Source organism: Actinophytocola sp. KF-1, assembly GCF_054661535.1.
This window is the reverse complement of the sequence record NZ_BAAFVK010000015.1, coordinates 29515-47285: the sequence shown is the minus strand read 5'-3', so window position 1 is coordinate 47285 and position 17771 is coordinate 29515. Positions and strand designations below refer to the sequence as shown.

Genomic DNA, 17771 nt, shown 5'->3' with positions numbered 1-17771 from the left:
GCCCGCAGCGAGTCGCGTGTCTCGTCATCGTTTGGAAAGAACTGGGAACTGGCCGGCGGCGTGGCTGTCGTGAGCGCCGCTGCCGGCCAGCGGCTCTGCGGGGGTGCACCGCCCGCATCCCATGGTGGGAACCGGGATCCGCGGGGGCAACGCGCCTCGACCCGCGCTCAATCCCCGCGAGTCCCGGCGGCTAGGAACACCGGCACCGCGACCAGCAGCCGGTCGCGGGCGGCCCGGTCGGCCTGTTCCGCGCGCCACCGGGCGTCGTCCATGCCCGCCAGCATGGGCAGCGCGATGGCGTCGGTGAACACCGCCATGTGCGCCTCCAGGGTGACGTCCGTGAACCCGTTGTCCAGCAACAGGTTGCGGTACTGGCGAGCGGCACGCGGGTTCGGCATGGTGTCGGCGCGGGCGTGGACGAGCGCGCGGGTGCGGTCCGGGTCGGCGGAGTCGACGACGATCGCGTCCCAGTCCTGGCCGGTGAGCACGGCCCGCCCGCCGGGCCGCAGCACGCGCCGGGCCTCGGCGAGCGCCGCGACCGGGTCCTCGACGACGTGGAAGACCTTGTCCGCGCGGTAGCCGGTGACCGACGCGTCGGCGAGCGGCAGCGCGGTGACGTCGCCGAGGCGGAACTCGCCGTCCGGCCAGCGCGCCGCGGCGGCCGCGACCATCTCCGGGTCCCGGTCGACCCCGATCGCGTGCGCGCCGAGCCGGGTCAGCTCCGCGACGGCGCGCCCACCGCCGCAGCCGACGTCGACGACGGCCTCGCCCAGGTCGCGGTAGGAACGGGCGCGGAGTTCGGTGGCCTGCGGCAGCTCGTCGAAGGCGTCGAGCAAGGAGAGCAAGGTGGACATGCCCCGCATGCTCCGACCTCAAGTCGACATGAAGTCAACCCGAACTTCCCGGATGCGCGGACCTGCAGCCACCGCGCCGCTGGTCGACCCGGAACCGCTCGCCGACCGCCGCACCCGGCACCTCGCCGGCACGCTCGCGCTGATCGGCCTCGCCATCAGGGAGCGCGGCCGGACCGAGTGCGACCAGGTGGTCGTGGCGCTGCCGGTGGAGTTCGCGGGCGTCGCCATGGACGCCGCCGACCTCATCGGCTGAGCTCGGCCATCCTCCCGGCGAGCCGGGCGGCGACCTCGCGCAGCTCGGGCGGGTCCAGCACCTGCGCCTCGAACCCGAGCCGGGCCACGTGCACGGCGATCCAGTCCAGCTCCACCCCGCCCGCGACGAGCACGCACCACCCGTCGCCGTCCTCCTCGATCCGCCCGACCTGCGGTGGCACCAGCTCCCGGAGCCGCTCGACCGGGACACGCAGGCGGACCCGGGCGACATGTCGATAAGGCGCCTCCGTCACGGCACGCTGCACGTACGCGACCGGGTCGGGATGCTCCCTCGGCTGGAAACGCCAGGTGGTGGCGGCCACCTCGCGCATGCGGTCGAGCCGGAACGTCCGCCAGTCGGCGCGGTCGACGTCCCAGGCCATCAGGTACCAGCGCCGTCCGGTGGCGACCATGCGCACCGGTTCGACGGTCCGCTCGCCGGGGGCGCCGTCGCGCGCGGCGTAGGTGAACCGCACCCGCACCGCGTCGCGGCACGCCCGCGCCAGCGTCACGAGCAGCTCCGCGTCGATCTCGACACCGGGCCCGACGAGCGTCTCGGTGGCGCCGTGCACCGCCCGCACCTCGGCACGCAACCGCGGCGGCATCACCTGGTCGAGCTTCGCGAGCGCCCGCAGCGCCGCCTCCCCCGCCCCGGCGACCGTCCCGCCGGACGCCATCCGCAGGGACACCGCGGTGGCGATGGCCTCCTCGTCGTCGAGCAGGAGCGGCGGCAACCGGGTCCCTGCCCCGAGCTGGTAGCCGCCGCCGACCCCGGCCGTGGCGTGCACGGGATACCCCAGCGCCCGCAACCGCTCCACGTCCCGCCGCACGGACCGGTCGGTGACACCCAGCTCGGCGGCCAGTTCCGCGGCGGTCCACGACGGCCGCCGCTGCAGGAGCGACAGCAGCCGCAGCACCCGCTCGGTGGTTCCCTCGACGGTCACGCTCGCCATCGTCGCACGGATCACGGAAGGCTCCTGTCCGCGATCGGTGGCAGAGTCCCCCGCATGGACTGGAACCCACTGCTGCGCGAGCAACTCTCCTGGCACTGGACGCACCAGCTGCGTCCCCGCCTGGACGGTCTGACCGACGACGAGTACTTCTGGGAGCCGGCGCCGAACAGCTGGACCGTCCGCCCCCGGGGCACGAGCACAGCGCAGGTGCAGGCAGGCTCCGGCGAGATGACGCGCGACTTCGCGATCCCGCAGCCGGTCCCGCCGCCGTTCACCACGATCGCCTGGCGCCTCGGCCACGTGATCGTCGGCGTGCTGGCGGTCCGCAGCGCGTCCCACTTCGGCCGCGCGCCGACCGACTACGGCACGTACCCCTACGCCGCGACCGCCGACGAGGCCCTCGCACAGCTGGACGAGGAGTACGAGACGTGGCTGGCGGGCGTGGCGTCGCTGGGCGAGGACGGCCTGTCCCGGCTGTGCGGCGAGGCGGAAGGACCGTACGCCGAGTACCCGCTGGCCGCGTTGGTCCTGCACATCAACCGGGAGATGATCCACCACCTGTCCGAGGTGTGCCTGCTGCGCGACCTCTACCTCCACACGCGGAAGACGACCTGACATGCCACTCGACGTACAGATCACCTTCGACTGCGCCGACCCGGCGGCACTGTCGGCCTTCTGGGCCGACGCGCTGGGCTACGAACTCCAGGCCCCGCCCCAGGGCTTCGCCACGTGGGACGAGGCCCTGGCGGCCATGGGCATCCCGGAGGAACGCCGCAACGACGCCTCCGCCGTGATCGACCCGACGGGTGCGGGCCCGCGCCTCTTCTTCCAGAAGGTGCCGGAAGGGAAGACCGCCAAGAACCGCGTGCACCTGGACGTGCGCGCGGCCCCCGGCCTCCAGGGCGACGAACGCATGGCGGCGCTGGAGAAGGAGGCCGACCGCCTGGTCGCCCGCGGCGCCACCCGCCATGAACGGCACGAGCCCGCGCCCCCGCTGAGCGGCGGTCACATCATCATGAAGGACCCGGAGGGCAACGAGTTCTGCCTCGACTAGACGGTCACCTTCGTCGACGGGTTCGGGGCGAGCCCCATCTCGACGAGGCTGTCGGCGGTGTCGACGATCGTGTCCCGCGCCGGCCGCATGCTCCAGCCGAGCTCGCTCCGGGCCTTGTCCGCGGTCACCAGTTCCGTGCGGCCGACGAAGTCCAGCGCCTGCCGGACCGACGGGTCGAACAGCGCGACGGCCCGCAACAGCCAGGTCGGCATGGTCCCGGTGGGCACCCGGTACCCGCGCGGGCCGAACTCCTCGGCGAGCACGGCGGCGATCTCGCGCATCCACATGAAGTCGCCGGCCAGCACGTACCGGTTGCCCGCCGCGACCGGTGACTCCATGGCGAGCCGGTGCGCGACCGCCACGTCCCGCACATCCACCAGCGAGAACCCCATCTTCGGCGACCCCGGCACGTCCCGGACCAGCAACCGCCGGATCACGTCCACGGAGGTGTTCACCTCGGGCGACAGCAGCGGCCCGAGCACCATCCCCGGGTTCACGGCGACAAGCTCCAGCCCGGACTCCCGCGCGAAGTCCCACGCGGCCCGTTCGGCCAGCGTCTTGCTCTTCGCGTAGGCCGGGCTGCGGTCCAGATCGGACCAGTCCGCCTCCGCCCGCACCACCGCGTCCCGGTGCCCGCTGACGATCGCGGCGATCGACGACGTCACCACGACCCGCCGCACACCCGCGTCGGCCGCGGCCCGCAGCACCCGCAGGGTCCCGTCCACGGCGGGCCGGACCAGCTCGTCGTCCGACGACGGTCGCCCGACCGGGAACGGCGAGGCAACGTGCAGCACGAAGTCGCACCCGTCGACGGCCTCGGCCCACCCGGCGTCCGCCGCGAGATCCGCGCGGACCAGCTCGTCCACGCCGTCGACGTCCCGCCGCGCGGTCCCCCGCACCGCGTACCCGTGCGCCCGCAGCTCGGCGGCCACATGCCGCGCGATGAACCCGGAAGCGCCGGTCACCAACACCCGTCCACCCATGCCGACCACCCAATCTATACACCGCTCATATGAATCTAAGCACTGTATATATCAGGGCGGGGGCGAGGGCAACCTAGGCTGATCACGTGCCAAGGACGAACTACCACCACGGCGCGCTGAGGGATGCCCTGCTGCAGGCGACGCTGGACCTCATCAGGACCGAGGGCATCGGCGCGGTGAGCCTCCGCCGGGTGGCCAGGGCGGCGGGTGTGAGCCCTGGCGCCCCCTACCACCACTTCCCGGACCGGGCCGCGCTGCTGACCGCGCTCGCCGACGAGGGCTTCCGGAACCTGGCCACCGCACTGCGGGAGACCCAGGCCGCGACGCCTGCCCCGGCCGAGGCGCTGCCCGCGATGATCGAGACCTACGTCCACTTCGCGCACGACAACCCTGGCCACTTCCAGCTGATGTTCCGCCCGGAGCTGACGCAGTCGCACAAGAGCCCGAAGGGCGAGGAGGCGGGCGACGAGGCGTTCGCGGTGCTGACCGAGACGGTGGCGGCATGCGTGGCGGCCGGCGTGCTGAAGCCGGTGGACGAGGAGGTGCTGGCCCTCGCCCTGTGGAGCCTGGTGCACGGCCTGGCCAGCCTGTGGCTGGACGGCCACCTGGCGCACCACACCGACGACCCGGAACTGCTGACCCGCCGGGTGGCGGCGCTGGTGGCCGCCTTCATGACGTCAGTGCCGTAGCAGCTGCCGGACCTGGGTGGCGGTCACGTCCCACGGCGCGGCCGTGTTGATGACTGTGTGGCTCGACGTGTCGAGGAAGAACACCCCGGTCCGTTCCTTCCCCACCGGGAAGGCCCACGTGCCACCGGGTTGCGCGGGCTGCGGCCCGCGGGCCACGGCGACCGGGCCCGCCAGTTCGCCCTTGAGCACCTCGATCGGCTCCAGCGTTCCGGTCCCGGCCCAGTCACCCCGCGGTGTGCGGGTCTCGACGTCGTCCGCGTCGCCGGTCGCGGCGGCGAACACGATCACGTCCGCCCTGGTCACCCACTCCGCGAGCTGGTCGGCGGTGGGCGGCGGGAGCTTGGCGGGCAGGCCGGCGAGCGCGCGGGCGAACCACTGCGGCGCGAACTCGTGGTCGTGGACGCCGACGTGGCCCAACAGCGCGGGCGTGCCACCGGTGGCACGCAGGACGAAGATGCCGCCGGAGCGAGCCCTGCGATCGGCGGACGCGGTGTCGGCGAGGAAGTAGGACGACTCGGGCTTGGCGATCGCGAGCTTCCCCGGCGCGGCGTCGCCCTTCAGCACGGTCTGGACCTCGACGGTCGCGGTCTGCGGGCCGAACGCGTGGGTGTCCGTGGCGTCGACGGCCGGTGCGACCTCGACGACCGTGCCGGTGACGATCAGGTCGGCGTCCGCGACCAGCTGCGTGATCGGCTCGGCCGGGTCGGTGGCCTGGTCGCCGCCGCCTGCCTGCCGCTGCGCGGGCGTGGTGTCGGTCCGCATCGGTTGCTCCTTCTGGTCTGCCGAGCAGGCACCGGCCGCCATCGCCGACACGATCGCGAGCACGGCCCCCGCTCGCTTCACTGATCCCAGTCCTCGACGTAGCGAACCTTGTAGAACTCCTCGGAGAAGTCGTCCATGTTCATGACGATCCTCCCGTCCGGGTAGGCCTCGCCGCCCGCCGCCTGGACGCCGTTGATGATCGCGTCGCTGTTGGAGGCCCACGGGTTCATCAGCTCGACGTACTGCACACCGTCGCGTTCGTACACGTTGGTGACGATCAGCGCGTGCCCGCCGTCGATGCCGATCCGGTCGCGCACGCTGGCGGTGACCGGCCGCCCGTCGTCGAGGGCCGCCCGCATCTCGTCGTAGGAGTCGCCGGGGGACTTGTTGTCGCCGAAGAACAGGTCGTTGGTGGAGTCGGGGTCGAAGCTGCCGGTGTTCGCGCCGAAGAGGTCCTCGTAGGCGTCGTTGGCGTCGCCGCCCTCGATCTCGTCGTAGGACCCGCCCTCGTGCTCGGCGTACGCGGTCTCCACGATCGCCACCCACTTGGCCTGGTCGTTGCCCTGGTCCAGCAGGGCGTCGTCGCTGACCGTGACGTCCCCGTCCTGGAAGTGCACGGTGTAGGTGCCGTCACCGTTGTCGGTGATGAGGTCCTTGATCTTCTGCGGGTCGGTCATCGCCGTCGACCCGAGGGCGGCCAGCAACCAGCAGTCGCCGAAGTCCCCCTGGTCGATGTCGGCGAGGCACGGGTCCCCGTTGGGGTAGAGCGGGTCGCCGGACCGGTCCTCGGTGTTGTGGTCGGTGGGCGGGCCCTCGGGGTTCATGTCCTCGTCGGACAGGCTGTCGAAGGCACCGGCGATCGCCGCGGCGGCGGTGGCGTCCTCGGCCGCCATGCCTGCGAGGTTCTGCTTGATGGTGGTCTCGTACTGACGCGCCTTCTCGTCGAGGGCGTGCTGCGCCGTCACCACCTGCCCGGGGTCGGCGTCCCCGGCAACGTAGAGCAGCGCCGAAGGAGCACGGACACCCCCGTCCTCGGCGACGGTGAACCCCTCGGCCTCGGCCTGCAGGATCGCGGCACGGGCAACGGTCTGGTACCCCTCGATGGCGTCCGCCCCGGCGGAAGCAGCGTCGGCGGCGTCCACGTGCGCGTCGGAGAGCTTGCGCACCTGCTGCTCAGCCCGCCCCATCGACAACGTGGCGGCGTCCGCGGCGACACCGAACCACGACCCGAGCAGATCGGAGAGAACGCGCACAGCGGCCTGATTGCCATCCCGCAGCAGCGTCCCGTTGGCCCGGAACTCGTCGGCCTGGGCACGAAGCGCCCCGACATCACCCTGAAGGGCCTGCGTCTTGCCGATAGCCACAGTCACACCACCAGATCCACGCCGGCGGCCCGAAGAAGGCCTTCACTGCCGAGATCGCTGCGCGAGTAGTCAGCGGCACCACGCTCAGCGGCGTCAGCCCAGGCCCGCCACGACGTGGCAACCGCGGCGAAGGCGGAAACCGATGCCTTCCCGGCGGCCTCACAAGCCCCGGCAACAGCAAACCCGGCCATGGAGCTGCCAACGGTGGCAGCGGCCCCGGACTTCCGCCCGGCCTCGATCAAGGAGCAGCACTCCTCGACGGACCCACCAGCACGACGCAACAACCCGGACTCAACCGCGAACCCGTCCGGCATAGCCCCTCCAGCCCCAGCGAGTCACCCGACAAGACCGCGCCCGACGCTACAAGACCGGCCCCCGAACCCGAGGGAAAACGACAAAACCCGAAGGCCCCGCCCCTATCCTGACCAGGTGCCCGACCCCATCCACACCAGCCTGGCGAACATCCAGACCTCCCTGGCGACCCGCCACACCGCCGAGTCCCCGGACGGCACCGTGAGAGCGGAAGCAACAGCAAAACACCAAACGGCACTACACCTGACCCCAGCAGCCATGAAGCTGTCCCCGACAGCCCTGGCCACCCTGATCCTGACAACACAAAGGGAAGCCCAGACCAAGGCAGAAGAAGCACTGAAAACAACCCTGGACACCTTCAGAGAAGACCCACGAGTAAGGCAATCCCTGGAAACCCTGCAAGACACCCAGGCAAACCCACAGCCGAAGCCCCCAAGAGCAGCCCACCAAGAAGAAGACGACGACAACTACGTCGACTCGGTCTACAACAGCGACCGCCCCTGGTAAAGAAGCAGCCGGGCGAAACGACCACCCCACCCGAGGCCACCACCCGAGGCCAATCGACACACCACGCGAGGCCACCACCCGAGGCCAAACGACACACCACCCCGAGGCCACCCAAGGCACCCACGCTGGGTCAGAGCACCACGCACCGTGGGGGGCATGGGGGGCTCGGCCCCCCAAAACAATGGCGAAACGCAAAAGGCGAGCGCTCTACGCGAGCACTCGCCTCCGATGCGTGGAGCTGCGGGGAATCGAACCCCGGACCTACTCGATGCGAACGAGTCGCGCTACCAACTGCGCTACAGCCCCTGGTCTGTGTGCTCGGAGAGCGTATCAGACCCCTATTCGCCTACTGCACGGCGGTAGGGCAAGTTGCCCGGGTCGTCGAGGTCCTCGAAGGCGGGGTCCTCGTCGTCGAGGTCGACGACCACGGCGTTCCCGTGGTGGTGGACGGGCGCGGAGGGCCCGTCGAGCACGCGCTCGCGGCGGGTCTCGGGCTCGACTTCTTCCTGGTAGACCTCTTCGACGTACTCCTCGACGGTCCTCGGTTCCTCGACGTACCTCGGCCGCGCGAGGGCCTGGGCACGCCGGACCCGCTGCATGCGGGCGAGGCGGCGCTCGCGGATCTCGTCCTCGATGCGGACCTGCCTGCGGAGGTAGCCGAGGTAGGTGACGAGGACGAGGTCGATGGCGCCGTGCGCCCACCAGAGCGGGGTGTAGAAGACGGCGGCGCCGACGGCGGTCAGCACGGCCCCGATGATCATGGCGAGGACGACACGCTGCCGGAACGCGTACTTGGCGCGTGCGATGACGGCGGCGGCCTCGGGGTCGAAGCCACCTCTGCCCGGCCGGTAGCGGCGCGCGGGGTAGTCCTCGTAGTAGCTCATGTCGGCCTGGCCCGGGTCGTCATCCGGTACATCCTCCGAGGCTTCGGTGATGTTCGCCACCAATTCTTCCTCGAAATCATCCCGGACAGCGTCGTCTTCGTGCACGGCGGCCTCCTCCGTGTCGAATGTGTCGAGTTCCCCCTCGAACTCGGCCCCCGTGTCCGCCTCTCCGTTCCCGCTGCGCAGTACGCGCGCACCCAGCTCCGAGTCGCCGGTCTTGGCGACCTCCTGACGCTTGCGCACGATCATCGGCACGAGGACGACGAGCCACGCGACCACGAGCGCGACCACGACGAGTGAGCTCGGCATGCCTCGGCACCTCCCCCGCGCAGACATGTGTGACTACGTGCGACGACTCCCGTGCCACGTTAGTCACAACAGTCACATCCGTGTCGGAGGCGCGCCGACGCGCGTCCGGGTGATCACACGTGCTCAGCGCGCCCCTGGGCGATCAACCGGGGCACGAGTCCACTCGGTACGTCCTCTGTGGTCATCGCGAAGCAGAGGTGGTCGCGCCACGCGCCCGCGACGTCGAGATATCGGCGGAACAGCCCCTCCTCGCGGAACCCGAGCCTGGTCAGGACGCGGACGCTGGGCGTGTTCTCCGGGCGCACGGTGGCCTCGAGCCGGTGCAGCCCGCCCTCGCGGAAGCAGTGGTCGACGACGAGCGCGGCGGCGGCCGTGGCGACCCCGCCGCCCACCGCGTGGGTGCCCACCCAGTACCCGATCCAGGCCGAGCACAGCGACCCCCGGACGACGTTACCGACAGTGACCTGTCCGGCGAACGCGCCGTCGACGGTGATCACGAACGGCAACGACATGCCGCGCCGCGCGAGGCTGCGGAGCGTCGACCACTGGCCGGGCCAGGCGAAGGTGGCGTTGTTGTCGTCCCAGTCGCCCGGCGCGGTCGGCTCCCACGCCTCGAGGTGGCGCCGGTCGCGGCGGCGGATCCGGCTCCACGCGGACGCGTCGGACAGCTTGGGTTTGCGAACCTCCAGCACGCCCGCGCGGACGCGGAGCGGTCCGAGGCGGGCAGGCCAGCCGGGGTGGCGGCCGACGGGGCCCTGTCGGTGGCTCAACTTCTCAGCCACGCTGGGCCAGGAAACTGACCTGGACCTCTTCGCCGACGACGACCTCGGTGGTCTCCTCGTCCACGAGGATCAGGCAGTTGGCCTCGGCGAGCGAGGCGAGCAGGTGCGACCCGGACTGCCCGAGCGGCTGGGCGAGGTACTCGCCGTTGCTCTCGTCCCGGAGCAGCTGCGCGCGCAGGAAGCCGCGGCGTCCCTTGACCGACACGATCGGGGACAGCAGCCGCGCGGTGATCTGGCGGCGGTGCGGGTTGCGCTTGCCCTGCGCGGCGCGGATCAGCGGCCGCACCATCACCTCGAACACGACGAGCGCGCTCATCGGGTTGCTCGGCAGGAAGAACGTGGGCACGGCGTCCGGCCCGAGCCGCCCGAACCCCTGCACGGAGCCGGGGTGCATGGCGACGCGGGTCATGTCGATGTCGCCGAGGTCGGACAGCGCGGCGCGGATCTCCTGCGCCAGCTCGCCACCGACACCACCCGCGATGACCACGATCTCGCTCAGCAACAGGCGGCCCTCGATGGTCTCCCGCAGCCGCCGCGAGTCGGTGGCGACGACGCCGACCCGGTTGACCTCGGCGCCGGCGTCGCGGGCGGCGGCGGCGAGCGAGTACGAGTTGACGTCGTAGACCTGGCCCTGGCCGGGGGTGCGGTCGATGTCGACGAGCTCGTCGCCGAGCGAGATCACCGACACCCGCGGCCGCGGGTACACGAGCACCTTGGACCTGCCGACGGCGGCGAGCAGCCCGACCTGGGCGGCCCCGATCGCCGAGCCCCTGCGCACGGCGACGTCACCGGTCTGCACGTCCTCGCCGGTGCGCCGGACGAACGCGGCCGACGGCACCGGCTGGTTCACGGTCACGCGTGCGTGGTGGCCGTCGGTGTAGCCCAGCGGCACGACCGCGTCGGCGAGCGTGGGCAGCGGCGCGCCGGTGTCGACGCGCACGGCCTGCCCCGGCTGCAGCCTGCGCGGCTGCCGGGAGCCGGCGGCGATCTCCCCGACGACCGGCAGCAGCACCGGGTCGGTGCCGGCCGCCTGCACGTCGACGCTGCGGACCGCGTAGCCGTCCACCGCCGCCTGGTCGAAGCCCGGTAAGGCCCGCTCGGCCACGACCTCCTCTGCGCACAGCAGTCCCTGCGCCTCGGAGATGGCCACACGCACCGGTGCGGGCCTCACTGCGGCGGCGAGCGCCCGCCCGAGCTGCTCGTCGACTGACCTCATCGCGGTGACCTCACCGTGGTTGGCTACTCCTCGATCCGTCCGCGCAGCCACTCGCGCAGATCAGGCCCATACTCGGGGTCCGAGAGCGCAAAGTCCACGGCGGCACGCAGGAAACCTCCAGGATTGCCCAGGTCGTGACGTCCGCCGCGGTGCACGACGACGTGCACGGGGTGCCCTTCGCTGATCATCAGCGCGATCGCGTCGGTCACCTGGAGCTCGCCGCCCGCGCCCGGTTCGATGCGCTTGATGGCGTCGAACACGGCCCGGTCCAGCAGGTAGCGGCCCGCGGCGGCGAAGGTGGACGGGGCCTCCTCGGCAGGCGGCTTCTCCACCATGCCGTTGACCTTCTTGACGTCGGGGTCGTCGGTGTCCTCGACGTCGAACACCCCGTACGCGGAGATCTGCTCCTTGGGGATGTCGAAGGCGCACAGGACGGTGCCGCCGTGCTTGGCGCGGGCGTCGAGCATGCGGCCGAGCACGCCGCGGGGCAGCACGAGGTCGTCGGGCAGGAGGACGGCGACGGCCTGCTCGTCGTCGTCGAGGTTGTCCTCGGCGCAGCCGATGGCGTGGCCGAGGCCGAGTGCCTTCTCCTGGATCGCGGTCTCCACCATCTTCAGCAGACCGGGGGCGCGCTGGATCTTCGCGACGAGCTTCTCCTTGCCGCGGCTGCGCAGCTCCTCCTCCAGTTCCGGTTGCGACTGGAAATACTGTGCGACGGCGTCCTTGCCCGGCGAGGTGACGATGACGAGCCGCTCGAAGCCCGCTTCGGCGGCCTCGGTGGCGACGTGCTCGATGCCGGGCGTGTCCACGACCGGGAGCAGCTCTTTCGGTACGGACTTGGTGGTCGGGAGGAACCGGGTGCCCAGGCCGGCGGCAGGCACGATGGCGGTTCTGATGCCTGCGGTCCCGTGGCCGGAAGTGACTGCGGTGGATTGCGCCATGGACAGCGACTCTAACCTCATGTCGTGGCCCGGCCTGGGAGTGATCCAAGTCAGTCAGCCGCACACACCAAGTGGCGGTGGCGCAAGGAGCTGCTCGCCGAACGCAGACGCGTGCCGGCCGCCGTGCGGTTTTCCGAGGCCATCTCACTGTCGACGCACCTGACCAGCGGGCGGATCGTGCGCCCGGGGCAGACCGTCTGCGCCTACGTGCCGATCGGTTCGGAACCCGGGTCCGCGCAGATGCTGGAGGACCTGGCCGACTTCGGCGCCCGGGTCCTGCTGCCGGTGGTGACCGGCAACGGGCCGCTCGACTGGGGCTGGTACCAGGGCAAGGACTCGCTGCGCCCCGGCCCGTACGGGTTGCGGGAGCCGATCGGCGAGCTGCTGGGGTCGTTCGCGTTGCGGATCGCCGACCTGGTGCTCGTCCCGGCGCTCGCGGTGGACCGGAACGGTGTTCGTCTCGGACGTGGCGCTGGTCACTACGACCGCTCGCTCGCGGACACGGCCACCGGGACCCACCTGGTGGCCGTCGTGCGTGACCAGGAGATTTTCGAGGCGCTGCCGACTGAGCCGCACGACATCAGGATGACGGCGGTGCTCACGCCGAACCGCGGCCTCCTGCGCTTCGCGTGAATCGCTTGAGGCCGTTTGCGCTAGGGGCCCGCGTTGGCGCATCATTGTGGTTAGCACTCCATCGTCACGAGTGCCAGCGAACCTGGGTGAAGAGGGAGCCAACGGTGCCCACTTATCAGTACGCGTGCACGGCGTGCGACCACCGCTTCGACGCGGTGCAGTCCTTCAGCGACCCGTCGCTGACCGAGTGCCCCGAGTGCGGGGGCAAGCTGCGCAAGCTGTACGGCTCGGTGGGCGTGGTGTTCAAGGGCAGCGGTTTCTACCGCACCGACAGCCGCTCGGAGAGCAAGTCGTCGACCGCGGCGGCGTCGTCCTCGTCCTCCTCGGACAAGTCGTCGACGTCCTCGTCCTCGTCCTCGGACAAGGCCGCCTCGACCACGTCGTCGTCCTCCGCGGACAAGGTCGCCTGACGAGTTGTCCACAGCCGCCTGACCTGTCCACAACCCGCCAGTAACAACCCACCCGCGTCGTCCCCCCGCCGTACCGTCGGCCCCATGAAACTCCCCCTCCGCGGCTGGCCCCGCAGACTGGCCATCCGCCGCGTGGTGGCCGTGCTGCTGGTACTGGCCGCGGCCGTGCTCGCACTACGTCCGCAGTCGAGCAGGACGGGCACGGTCCCGATGCTGGTGGCCACCCGCGACCTACCCCCGGGCACGACACTGCGCGCCGACGACGTGACGGTGGCCAACCTGGCCCCGTCGTTACGCCCAGCCGCCGCCCTGACCACCCCGTCCCAGGCCACGGGCCGGGTGCTCGCGGGTGCCACCACAGCGGGCGAGCCGCTGACATCGGCCCGCCTCGTGGGCGCGGAGAACACCGCACTGACCGCAGGCGACCGCTCAGCCGCGGCGGTCCCGTTCCGCCTGGCCGACCCCGCGGTGGCGGCCCTGCTGACCCCAGGCTTACGCGTGGACGTGGTGACCGTCGCGGAGACCTCGGAACCGGAAGTCCTGGCCGAAAACGCGGCGGTGCTGACCGTCCGTCCGGCAGACAACTCCTCGGACGGCCGCCTGGTCGTACTGGCCCTCCCACGCGCGCAAGCAACAAGAGTGGCAGCCGCGTCCCTGGGCCAGCCGGTAGCGGTGACACTCCGCTGACCCCGACGGCACCAACGCCCGACCGTCATCCCCCGGGCTCCCTACCCCGGCGCGGCTCCCACTCGAGCACGCCGAATGGTCCCCACCAGCGCGGCCCCCTCACCCTCCGGCCACCGCGCCCCGAACCAGCTCCCCACCCATCCCTGATCCCCCAACAGCTCATAACGGCCGCGCGACCAGCGCACCGGCACCGCCGTCATAGCGCCGCCGCCCCAGCCCACCCCAGAACCGCCAACCCCCACGCCACCACCACGACTCCCGAACTCACTCACCTCGCGACCCGCGGCCGCGCCACCACCGAGTCCACACCGCCGCCATCAGCCCGCCCCGAACCTCGCCCCGACCGCTGCCACTCCGAACCGATCAGCCCCACACCACCACGACTCCCCCGAACCATCCCGCAGCCGCGCCACCACCGAGCCACACCGCCGCCATCGGCCCGCCCGCCCCAGCTCCCGAAACCTCGCTCCGACCGCCCCACCCCAAACCGCCGAGCCCCGCACCACCACCCGACTCCCCGAACCACCCTCTCGCGACCCACCCCGCAACGGCCGAGCCACCACCGCAACGACACCACCGCCCCGCTCCGACCGATTCCGTCCCCAGCCGCCGAGGCCGCAAACCACACGACTCCCCGAACCACTCACCTCGCGACCCACGGCCCCACCATCGGACCGACCACCCCAACCCCGCCCCGACCACACGCACCCCGGGACCACCCAGCCCCACACCACCACGACTCCCCGAACCACCCACCCCGCGACCCGCGGCCGCACCACCACCGAGCCGACGCCACCGTCACCGCACCGCCGACCCCCGCTCCTCCCACTCTGACCCCGAACCGCCAGCCCCCACCACCACGACTCTCTGAACTGCCCACTCCGCGCCCCACGACCGCACCACCACCGGCCGGACACCGCCGCCATCGGGCCGCCCACCCCGAACCTCACCCCGCCCCAACCCGCCAAGCCCCCCGCACCATCCGACTCCCCGAACCACCCACTCCCCGCCCCGCGGCCACACCACCACCGGCCCGACACCGCCGCCATCGAGCCGCCCACCCCGAACCTCACCCCGCCCCAACCCGCCAAGCCCCCCGCACCACCCGGCTCCCCGAACCACCCACCCCGCGCCCCGCTACCTCCCCGCCGCACCCCCAAGACGACACCCGAAACCACGCCCACCTCGCCTCAGGCACCACCACCTCCCCCGAAGCGGTGTACCGACCCGGCAACAGCAACCCGATCGGGTGAGCCCAACCGTGCGTCCGCGCCCAGCGCACGGCACCCTCCGTAGCTCACTACGCTGCGTCGGCAGACCACAGTGAAAGGAGCCCGCCGATGCTCAAGGGTTTCAAGGACTTCCTGATGCGCGGGAACGTCGTGGACCTGGCCGTGGCGGTGATCATCGGCACGGCGTTCACCGCCATCGTGACCGCCCTCGCCAACAACTTCATCAAGCCGCTCATCGCGGCCATCGGCGGCGCCAACGTCACCGGCCTCGCGTGGACCATCGTCGACGGCAACCCGGAATCCAAGGTCGACTTCGCCGCGATCATCACCGCGATCATCAACTTCCTGATCGTCGCGGCGGTCGTCTACTTCCTGATCGTCCTGCCGATGAAGACGATCCAGGAGCGGCGCAGGCGCGGCGAGGAGCCGGGTCCGACCGAACCCACCGACATCGAGCTGCTCACCGAGATCCGTGACCTGCTCGTCCAGCAGCAGCGCGTCACCATGGGCGGCCCGCAGCAGCAGATGCCCCCGCAGGGCGGCATGCCGCAGGGCGGGTGGCCGCCCCAGGGCGGGATGCCTCCTCAGGGCGGCATGCCCCCGCAGGGCCCGCCCCCGCAGCGCCCGTACTGAGCCGGCACACGGGAGAGGCCGGGAAGCACGCCTCCCGGCCTCTCTCGCATGTCAGCGGTCAGTCGTCCCGATCGTGGTGCGGCGGCCGCTCCCGCTCGTACCAGTCGTCGCGGTCCTCCGGCGGCGTCGGGTCGCGCTCGTCGGAGGTCGTCGACGGGAGTACGTCGCCGAAGATCTCGTCGAGGTCGGGCTTGGGTTCCCGACGCGGCCGATCGGGCATCAGTCCAGCGCCGACAGCTGGTCGATCACGGCGGGCACGAGCGAGGACAGCGTCGCCATCCCGTCGCGCACCGCGGACCGCGACCCGGCCAGGTTGACCACCAGGGTGCTGCCGGAGATCCCGACGAGCCCGCGCGAGATGCCCGCGTCCACCGCGCCCGCGGCGAGCCCGGACGACCGGATGGCCTCGGCGATGCCCGGGATCGGGCGGTCCAGCACACCCTGCGTGGCGTCCGGGGTGACGTCGCGCGGCGACACCCCCGTCCCGCCGACGGTGATGACCACGTCGACGCCGCCGATCACGGCGGTGTTCAGCGCGTTGCGGATGTCCACGGTCTCCCCGGCCACCGCGACGGTCCCGTCGACGATGAACCCGTTCTCCTCCAACAGCTCGGTGACCAGCGGCCCCACGGTGTCCTCGTGCTCCCCGTGCGCCACCCGGTCGTCCACGATCACGATGAGGGCTCTGCCGAGCCGTTGCGCGCTCCGTTCCATGCGCTCACCGTAGCCGGACCTGCCGCTCCGCCCTCGGCAACCCGGCCGGGCAGGTGAGCAGGTGTCGCGACCCGAACCCGAACCGCCCGTCGAGGCGAGGTCGACGTCCGACGCGGTCGACCACCTGCACCGCCGGGTACGCCCCGGACGAGACGACCGCGGTGCGGCGCTGGCATGCTCCCCGACCACGCAAATCTGACGGTTCGGTGACGTGTCCCGCGGTGAACTCGCCCCACGCCGCGACCGCGTCCTACGGTCGCCACCATGCGAGTGCTGGTCACCGGCGGCGCCGGCTTCATCGGGTCCCACATAGCGGAGGCACTGTCCGAGCACGGCCATGACCCGGTGCTGGTGGACAACCTGCTCCCCAAGGCACACGGCGGCGCCACGGACTACCCGGGCGTGGTGGGCGACGTGCGAGACCCGGCACTGTTGCAGGACCTGCTGACGGGAGTAGACGTCGTGTGCCACCAGGCGGCGGTGGTCGGCCACGGCGTCTCCCCGGCAGACGCCCCGGAATACGCGCTCCACAACGACTACGGCACAGCGGTCCTCCTGGCCGCGATGCACGAGGCAGGCGTACACAAGCTGGTGCTCGCGTCGTCAATGGTCATCTACGGCGAAGGCCGTTACGAGTGCCAGACCCACGGTGTGGTCCAGCCCGCCCCACGCCGACAGTCCGATGTGGACGAGGGACGCTACGACCCACCGTGCCCGCACTGCGGCGAGTCGCTGAACCCGGGCTTGGTCCCGGAGGAAGCCCCGTTCGACCCGAGAAGCACTTATGCCGCAACGAAGGCCGCGCAGGAGTTCCTGGCGTCGGCGTGGGCCCGCCAAACCGGCGGCAGCGTGTGGGCGCTGCGCTACCACAACGTGTATGGGCCAAGAATGCCGAGGGACACACCGTACGCGGGTGTGGCGTCCCTGTTCCGCTCAGCACTGGAACGAGGCGAAGCCCCGACTGTCCTGGAGGACGGCAAGCAAAGAAGGGACTTCGTCCACGTACGGGATGTGGCGAGGGCCAACGTGCTGGCAGCGGAAGCCGAAACCCCTCCAGGCACACTCGTACCAGTGAACATCTGTTCAGGAACACCACACACAGTAGGCGAACTGGCGACCGAGCTGGCGAAAGCTTGCAAGGGCCCAGCCCCGAAAGTAGTAGGCGGAACCCGCCCAGGCGACGTGCGCCACGTGGTGGCAGACCCCAGGGCAGCGCGAGAAAAACTGGGCTTCACAGCGAAGACAACGTTCGAAGAAGGAATAGCCGAATTCGCACAAGCCGCACTACGCTCCCCGGCAACCCTGCCGTAGGGCGGCCGCCGGCCCCCCGATCACCAGCGTAGACCACCGCACCGACAACCACCCGAAGCGACAACGCCGAACCGGCGAGTTGTCCACAGCACCACCACCTGTCCACAGCCACCCGCGGGAACGCCCCCTTCTGTCACCCCCATCCGGTAGCGTGGTTCGAGGGGTCGGAGGCCAACCGCGTTGCGCCGCAAGCGAACCCTGTGGACAACCACCCCTCGCCACGCCCGAAATTGTCGGCCCCCTGCCGTAGCATGGTTCGAAGGGGCCGAAGGCCAACCACGTTGCGTCG

General features: G+C 71.3%; 22 protein-coding genes and 1 tRNA gene. 10 read left to right on the top strand and 13 right to left on the bottom strand.

Translation table 11 applies throughout. The features are described 5' to 3' along the window. Nucleotides 1-167: 167 nt before the first annotated feature. Nucleotides 168-854 (bottom strand): methyltransferase domain-containing protein, encoded by a 687-nt coding sequence (locus ACYQ77_RS36825; RefSeq protein ID WP_459720196.1) that lies wholly within the window; start codon nucleotides 852-854, stop codon nucleotides 168-170. 52 nt (nucleotides 855-906) lie between these two features. Here ACYQ77_RS36825 and ACYQ77_RS36820 point away from each other — a divergent pair, with 52 nt between their 5' ends. After that, nucleotides 907-1107 carry a hypothetical protein gene (locus ACYQ77_RS36820; RefSeq protein ID WP_459720194.1) on the top strand — a complete coding sequence of 67 codons (201 nt, stop codon included), beginning with the start codon at nucleotides 907-909 and terminating at the stop codon, nucleotides 1105-1107. Here the strand turns inward: ACYQ77_RS36820 and ACYQ77_RS36815 are convergent. Next, complete coding sequence (locus ACYQ77_RS36815; RefSeq protein WP_459720603.1) at nucleotides 1097-2050, bottom strand: helix-turn-helix transcriptional regulator; 954 nt, start codon at nucleotides 2048-2050, stop codon at nucleotides 1097-1099. The genes ACYQ77_RS36820 and ACYQ77_RS36815 overlap by 11 nt on opposite strands. A 63-nt stretch (nucleotides 2051-2113) precedes the next feature. Here ACYQ77_RS36815 and ACYQ77_RS36810 point away from each other — a divergent pair, with 63 nt between their 5' ends. After that, nucleotides 2114-2674 (top strand): DinB family protein, encoded by a 561-nt coding sequence (locus tag ACYQ77_RS36810; RefSeq protein WP_459720191.1) that lies wholly within the window; start codon nucleotides 2114-2116, stop codon nucleotides 2672-2674. A gap of 1 nt (nucleotide 2675) precedes the next feature. Further along, nucleotides 2676-3113 (top strand): VOC family protein, encoded by a 438-nt coding sequence (locus ACYQ77_RS36805; protein WP_459720189.1) that lies wholly within the window; start codon nucleotides 2676-2678, stop codon nucleotides 3111-3113. On the opposite strand, the gene ACYQ77_RS36800 is transcribed toward ACYQ77_RS36805, so the two are convergent. Beyond that, nucleotides 3110-4096, bottom strand: a complete 987-nt coding sequence (locus ACYQ77_RS36800) for an NAD-dependent epimerase/dehydratase family protein (RefSeq protein WP_459720186.1) — start codon at nucleotides 4094-4096, stop codon at nucleotides 3110-3112. The genes ACYQ77_RS36805 and ACYQ77_RS36800 overlap by 4 nt on opposite strands. Before the next feature lie 86 nt (nucleotides 4097-4182). On the opposite strand from ACYQ77_RS36800, the gene ACYQ77_RS36795 reads away from it, so the two are divergent. After that, nucleotides 4183-4785, top strand: coding sequence for a TetR/AcrR family transcriptional regulator (locus ACYQ77_RS36795; protein WP_459720183.1), 603 nt, complete (start codon nucleotides 4183-4185; stop codon nucleotides 4783-4785). Here the strand turns inward: ACYQ77_RS36795 and ACYQ77_RS36790 are convergent. Genes ACYQ77_RS36790 through ACYQ77_RS36780 form a run of 3 tightly spaced genes read right to left on the bottom strand, consistent with a single transcriptional unit; the run spans nucleotide 4774 to nucleotide 7153 of the window. Then, nucleotides 4774-5628 (bottom strand): hypothetical protein, encoded by an 855-nt coding sequence (locus ACYQ77_RS36790; protein WP_459720180.1) that lies wholly within the window; start codon nucleotides 5626-5628, stop codon nucleotides 4774-4776. The genes ACYQ77_RS36795 and ACYQ77_RS36790 overlap by 12 nt on opposite strands. Continuing rightward, entirely contained in the window at nucleotides 5625-6917 is a 1293-nt protein-coding gene (locus ACYQ77_RS36785; RefSeq protein WP_459720177.1) for a C2 family cysteine protease, read from the bottom strand. Before ACYQ77_RS36785 ends, ACYQ77_RS36790 begins: the two co-directional genes overlap by 4 nt. Next, complete coding sequence (locus ACYQ77_RS36780) at nucleotides 6914-7153, bottom strand: hypothetical protein (protein WP_459720174.1); 240 nt, start codon at nucleotides 7151-7153, stop codon at nucleotides 6914-6916. Before ACYQ77_RS36780 ends, ACYQ77_RS36785 begins: the two co-directional genes overlap by 4 nt. Nucleotides 7154-7340: 187 nt before the next feature. On the opposite strand from ACYQ77_RS36780, the gene ACYQ77_RS36775 reads away from it, so the two are divergent. Continuing rightward, complete coding sequence (locus ACYQ77_RS36775) at nucleotides 7341-7730, top strand: YbaB/EbfC family nucleoid-associated protein (protein ID WP_459720173.1); 390 nt, start codon at nucleotides 7341-7343, stop codon at nucleotides 7728-7730. A 233-nt stretch (nucleotides 7731-7963) separates the two neighbouring features. On the opposite strand, the gene ACYQ77_RS36770 is transcribed toward ACYQ77_RS36775, so the two are convergent. The 5 genes from ACYQ77_RS36770 to ACYQ77_RS36750 form a co-directional block, all read right to left on the bottom strand. Beyond that, nucleotides 7964-8036 (bottom strand) — tRNA-Ala (locus ACYQ77_RS36770). A 32-nt stretch (nucleotides 8037-8068) separates the two neighbouring features. Beyond that, the gene (gene sepX / locus ACYQ77_RS36765; RefSeq protein ID WP_459720170.1) at nucleotides 8069-8923 is read right to left on the bottom strand and encodes a divisome protein SepX/GlpR; all 855 of its coding nucleotides are present in this window, start codon (nucleotides 8921-8923) and stop codon (nucleotides 8069-8071) included. A 113-nt stretch (nucleotides 8924-9036) separates the two neighbouring features. Then, nucleotides 9037-9705 (bottom strand): GNAT family N-acetyltransferase, encoded by a 669-nt coding sequence (locus tag ACYQ77_RS36760; protein ID WP_459720167.1) that lies wholly within the window; start codon nucleotides 9703-9705, stop codon nucleotides 9037-9039. Further along, a complete protein-coding gene (glp, locus tag ACYQ77_RS36755; protein ID WP_459720165.1) occupies nucleotides 9698-10921 on the bottom strand; it encodes a molybdotransferase-like divisome protein Glp in 1224 nt (407 codons plus the stop codon). The genes ACYQ77_RS36760 and glp overlap by 8 nt, the downstream gene beginning before the upstream one ends. Nucleotides 10922-10944: 23 nt before the next feature. After that, nucleotides 10945-11862 (bottom strand): UTP--glucose-1-phosphate uridylyltransferase, encoded by a 918-nt coding sequence (locus ACYQ77_RS36750; protein WP_459720163.1) that lies wholly within the window; start codon nucleotides 11860-11862, stop codon nucleotides 10945-10947. Nucleotides 11863-11886: 24 nt separating this feature from the next. Here ACYQ77_RS36750 and ACYQ77_RS36745 point away from each other — a divergent pair, with 24 nt between their 5' ends. From ACYQ77_RS36745 to mscL, 4 genes are all read left to right on the top strand, one after another. Further along, nucleotides 11887-12495, top strand: a complete 609-nt coding sequence (locus ACYQ77_RS36745) for a 5-formyltetrahydrofolate cyclo-ligase (RefSeq protein ID WP_459720160.1) — start codon at nucleotides 11887-11889, stop codon at nucleotides 12493-12495. Between the two features lie 104 nt (nucleotides 12496-12599). Beyond that, a complete protein-coding gene (locus ACYQ77_RS36740) occupies nucleotides 12600-12905 on the top strand; it encodes an FmdB family zinc ribbon protein (protein WP_459720157.1) in 306 nt (101 codons plus the stop codon). 84 nt (nucleotides 12906-12989) lie between these two features. Continuing rightward, entirely contained in the window at nucleotides 12990-13592 is a 603-nt protein-coding gene (locus ACYQ77_RS36735) for an SAF domain-containing protein (protein WP_459720155.1), read from the top strand. Nucleotides 13593-14932: 1340 nt separating this feature from the next. Next, nucleotides 14933-15457 carry a large-conductance mechanosensitive channel protein MscL gene (mscL, locus tag ACYQ77_RS36730; protein ID WP_459720152.1) on the top strand — a complete coding sequence of 175 codons (525 nt, stop codon included), beginning with the start codon at nucleotides 14933-14935 and terminating at the stop codon, nucleotides 15455-15457. A 58-nt stretch (nucleotides 15458-15515) separates the two neighbouring features. Here mscL and ACYQ77_RS36725 read toward each other — a convergent pair whose 3' ends face one another. Then, complete coding sequence (locus ACYQ77_RS36725) at nucleotides 15516-15677, bottom strand: hypothetical protein (RefSeq protein WP_459720149.1); 162 nt, start codon at nucleotides 15675-15677, stop codon at nucleotides 15516-15518. Continuing rightward, nucleotides 15677-16171, bottom strand: a complete 495-nt coding sequence (locus ACYQ77_RS36720) for a MogA/MoaB family molybdenum cofactor biosynthesis protein (RefSeq protein ID WP_459720146.1) — start codon at nucleotides 16169-16171, stop codon at nucleotides 15677-15679. Before ACYQ77_RS36720 ends, ACYQ77_RS36725 begins: the two co-directional genes overlap by 1 nt. A gap of 264 nt (nucleotides 16172-16435) precedes the next feature. Between ACYQ77_RS36720 and ACYQ77_RS36715 the strand changes: the two genes are divergently transcribed. After that, entirely contained in the window at nucleotides 16436-17482 is a 1047-nt protein-coding gene (locus tag ACYQ77_RS36715; RefSeq protein WP_459720143.1) for an NAD-dependent epimerase/dehydratase family protein, read from the top strand. The last annotated feature ends 289 nt before the right edge of the window (nucleotides 17483-17771 follow it).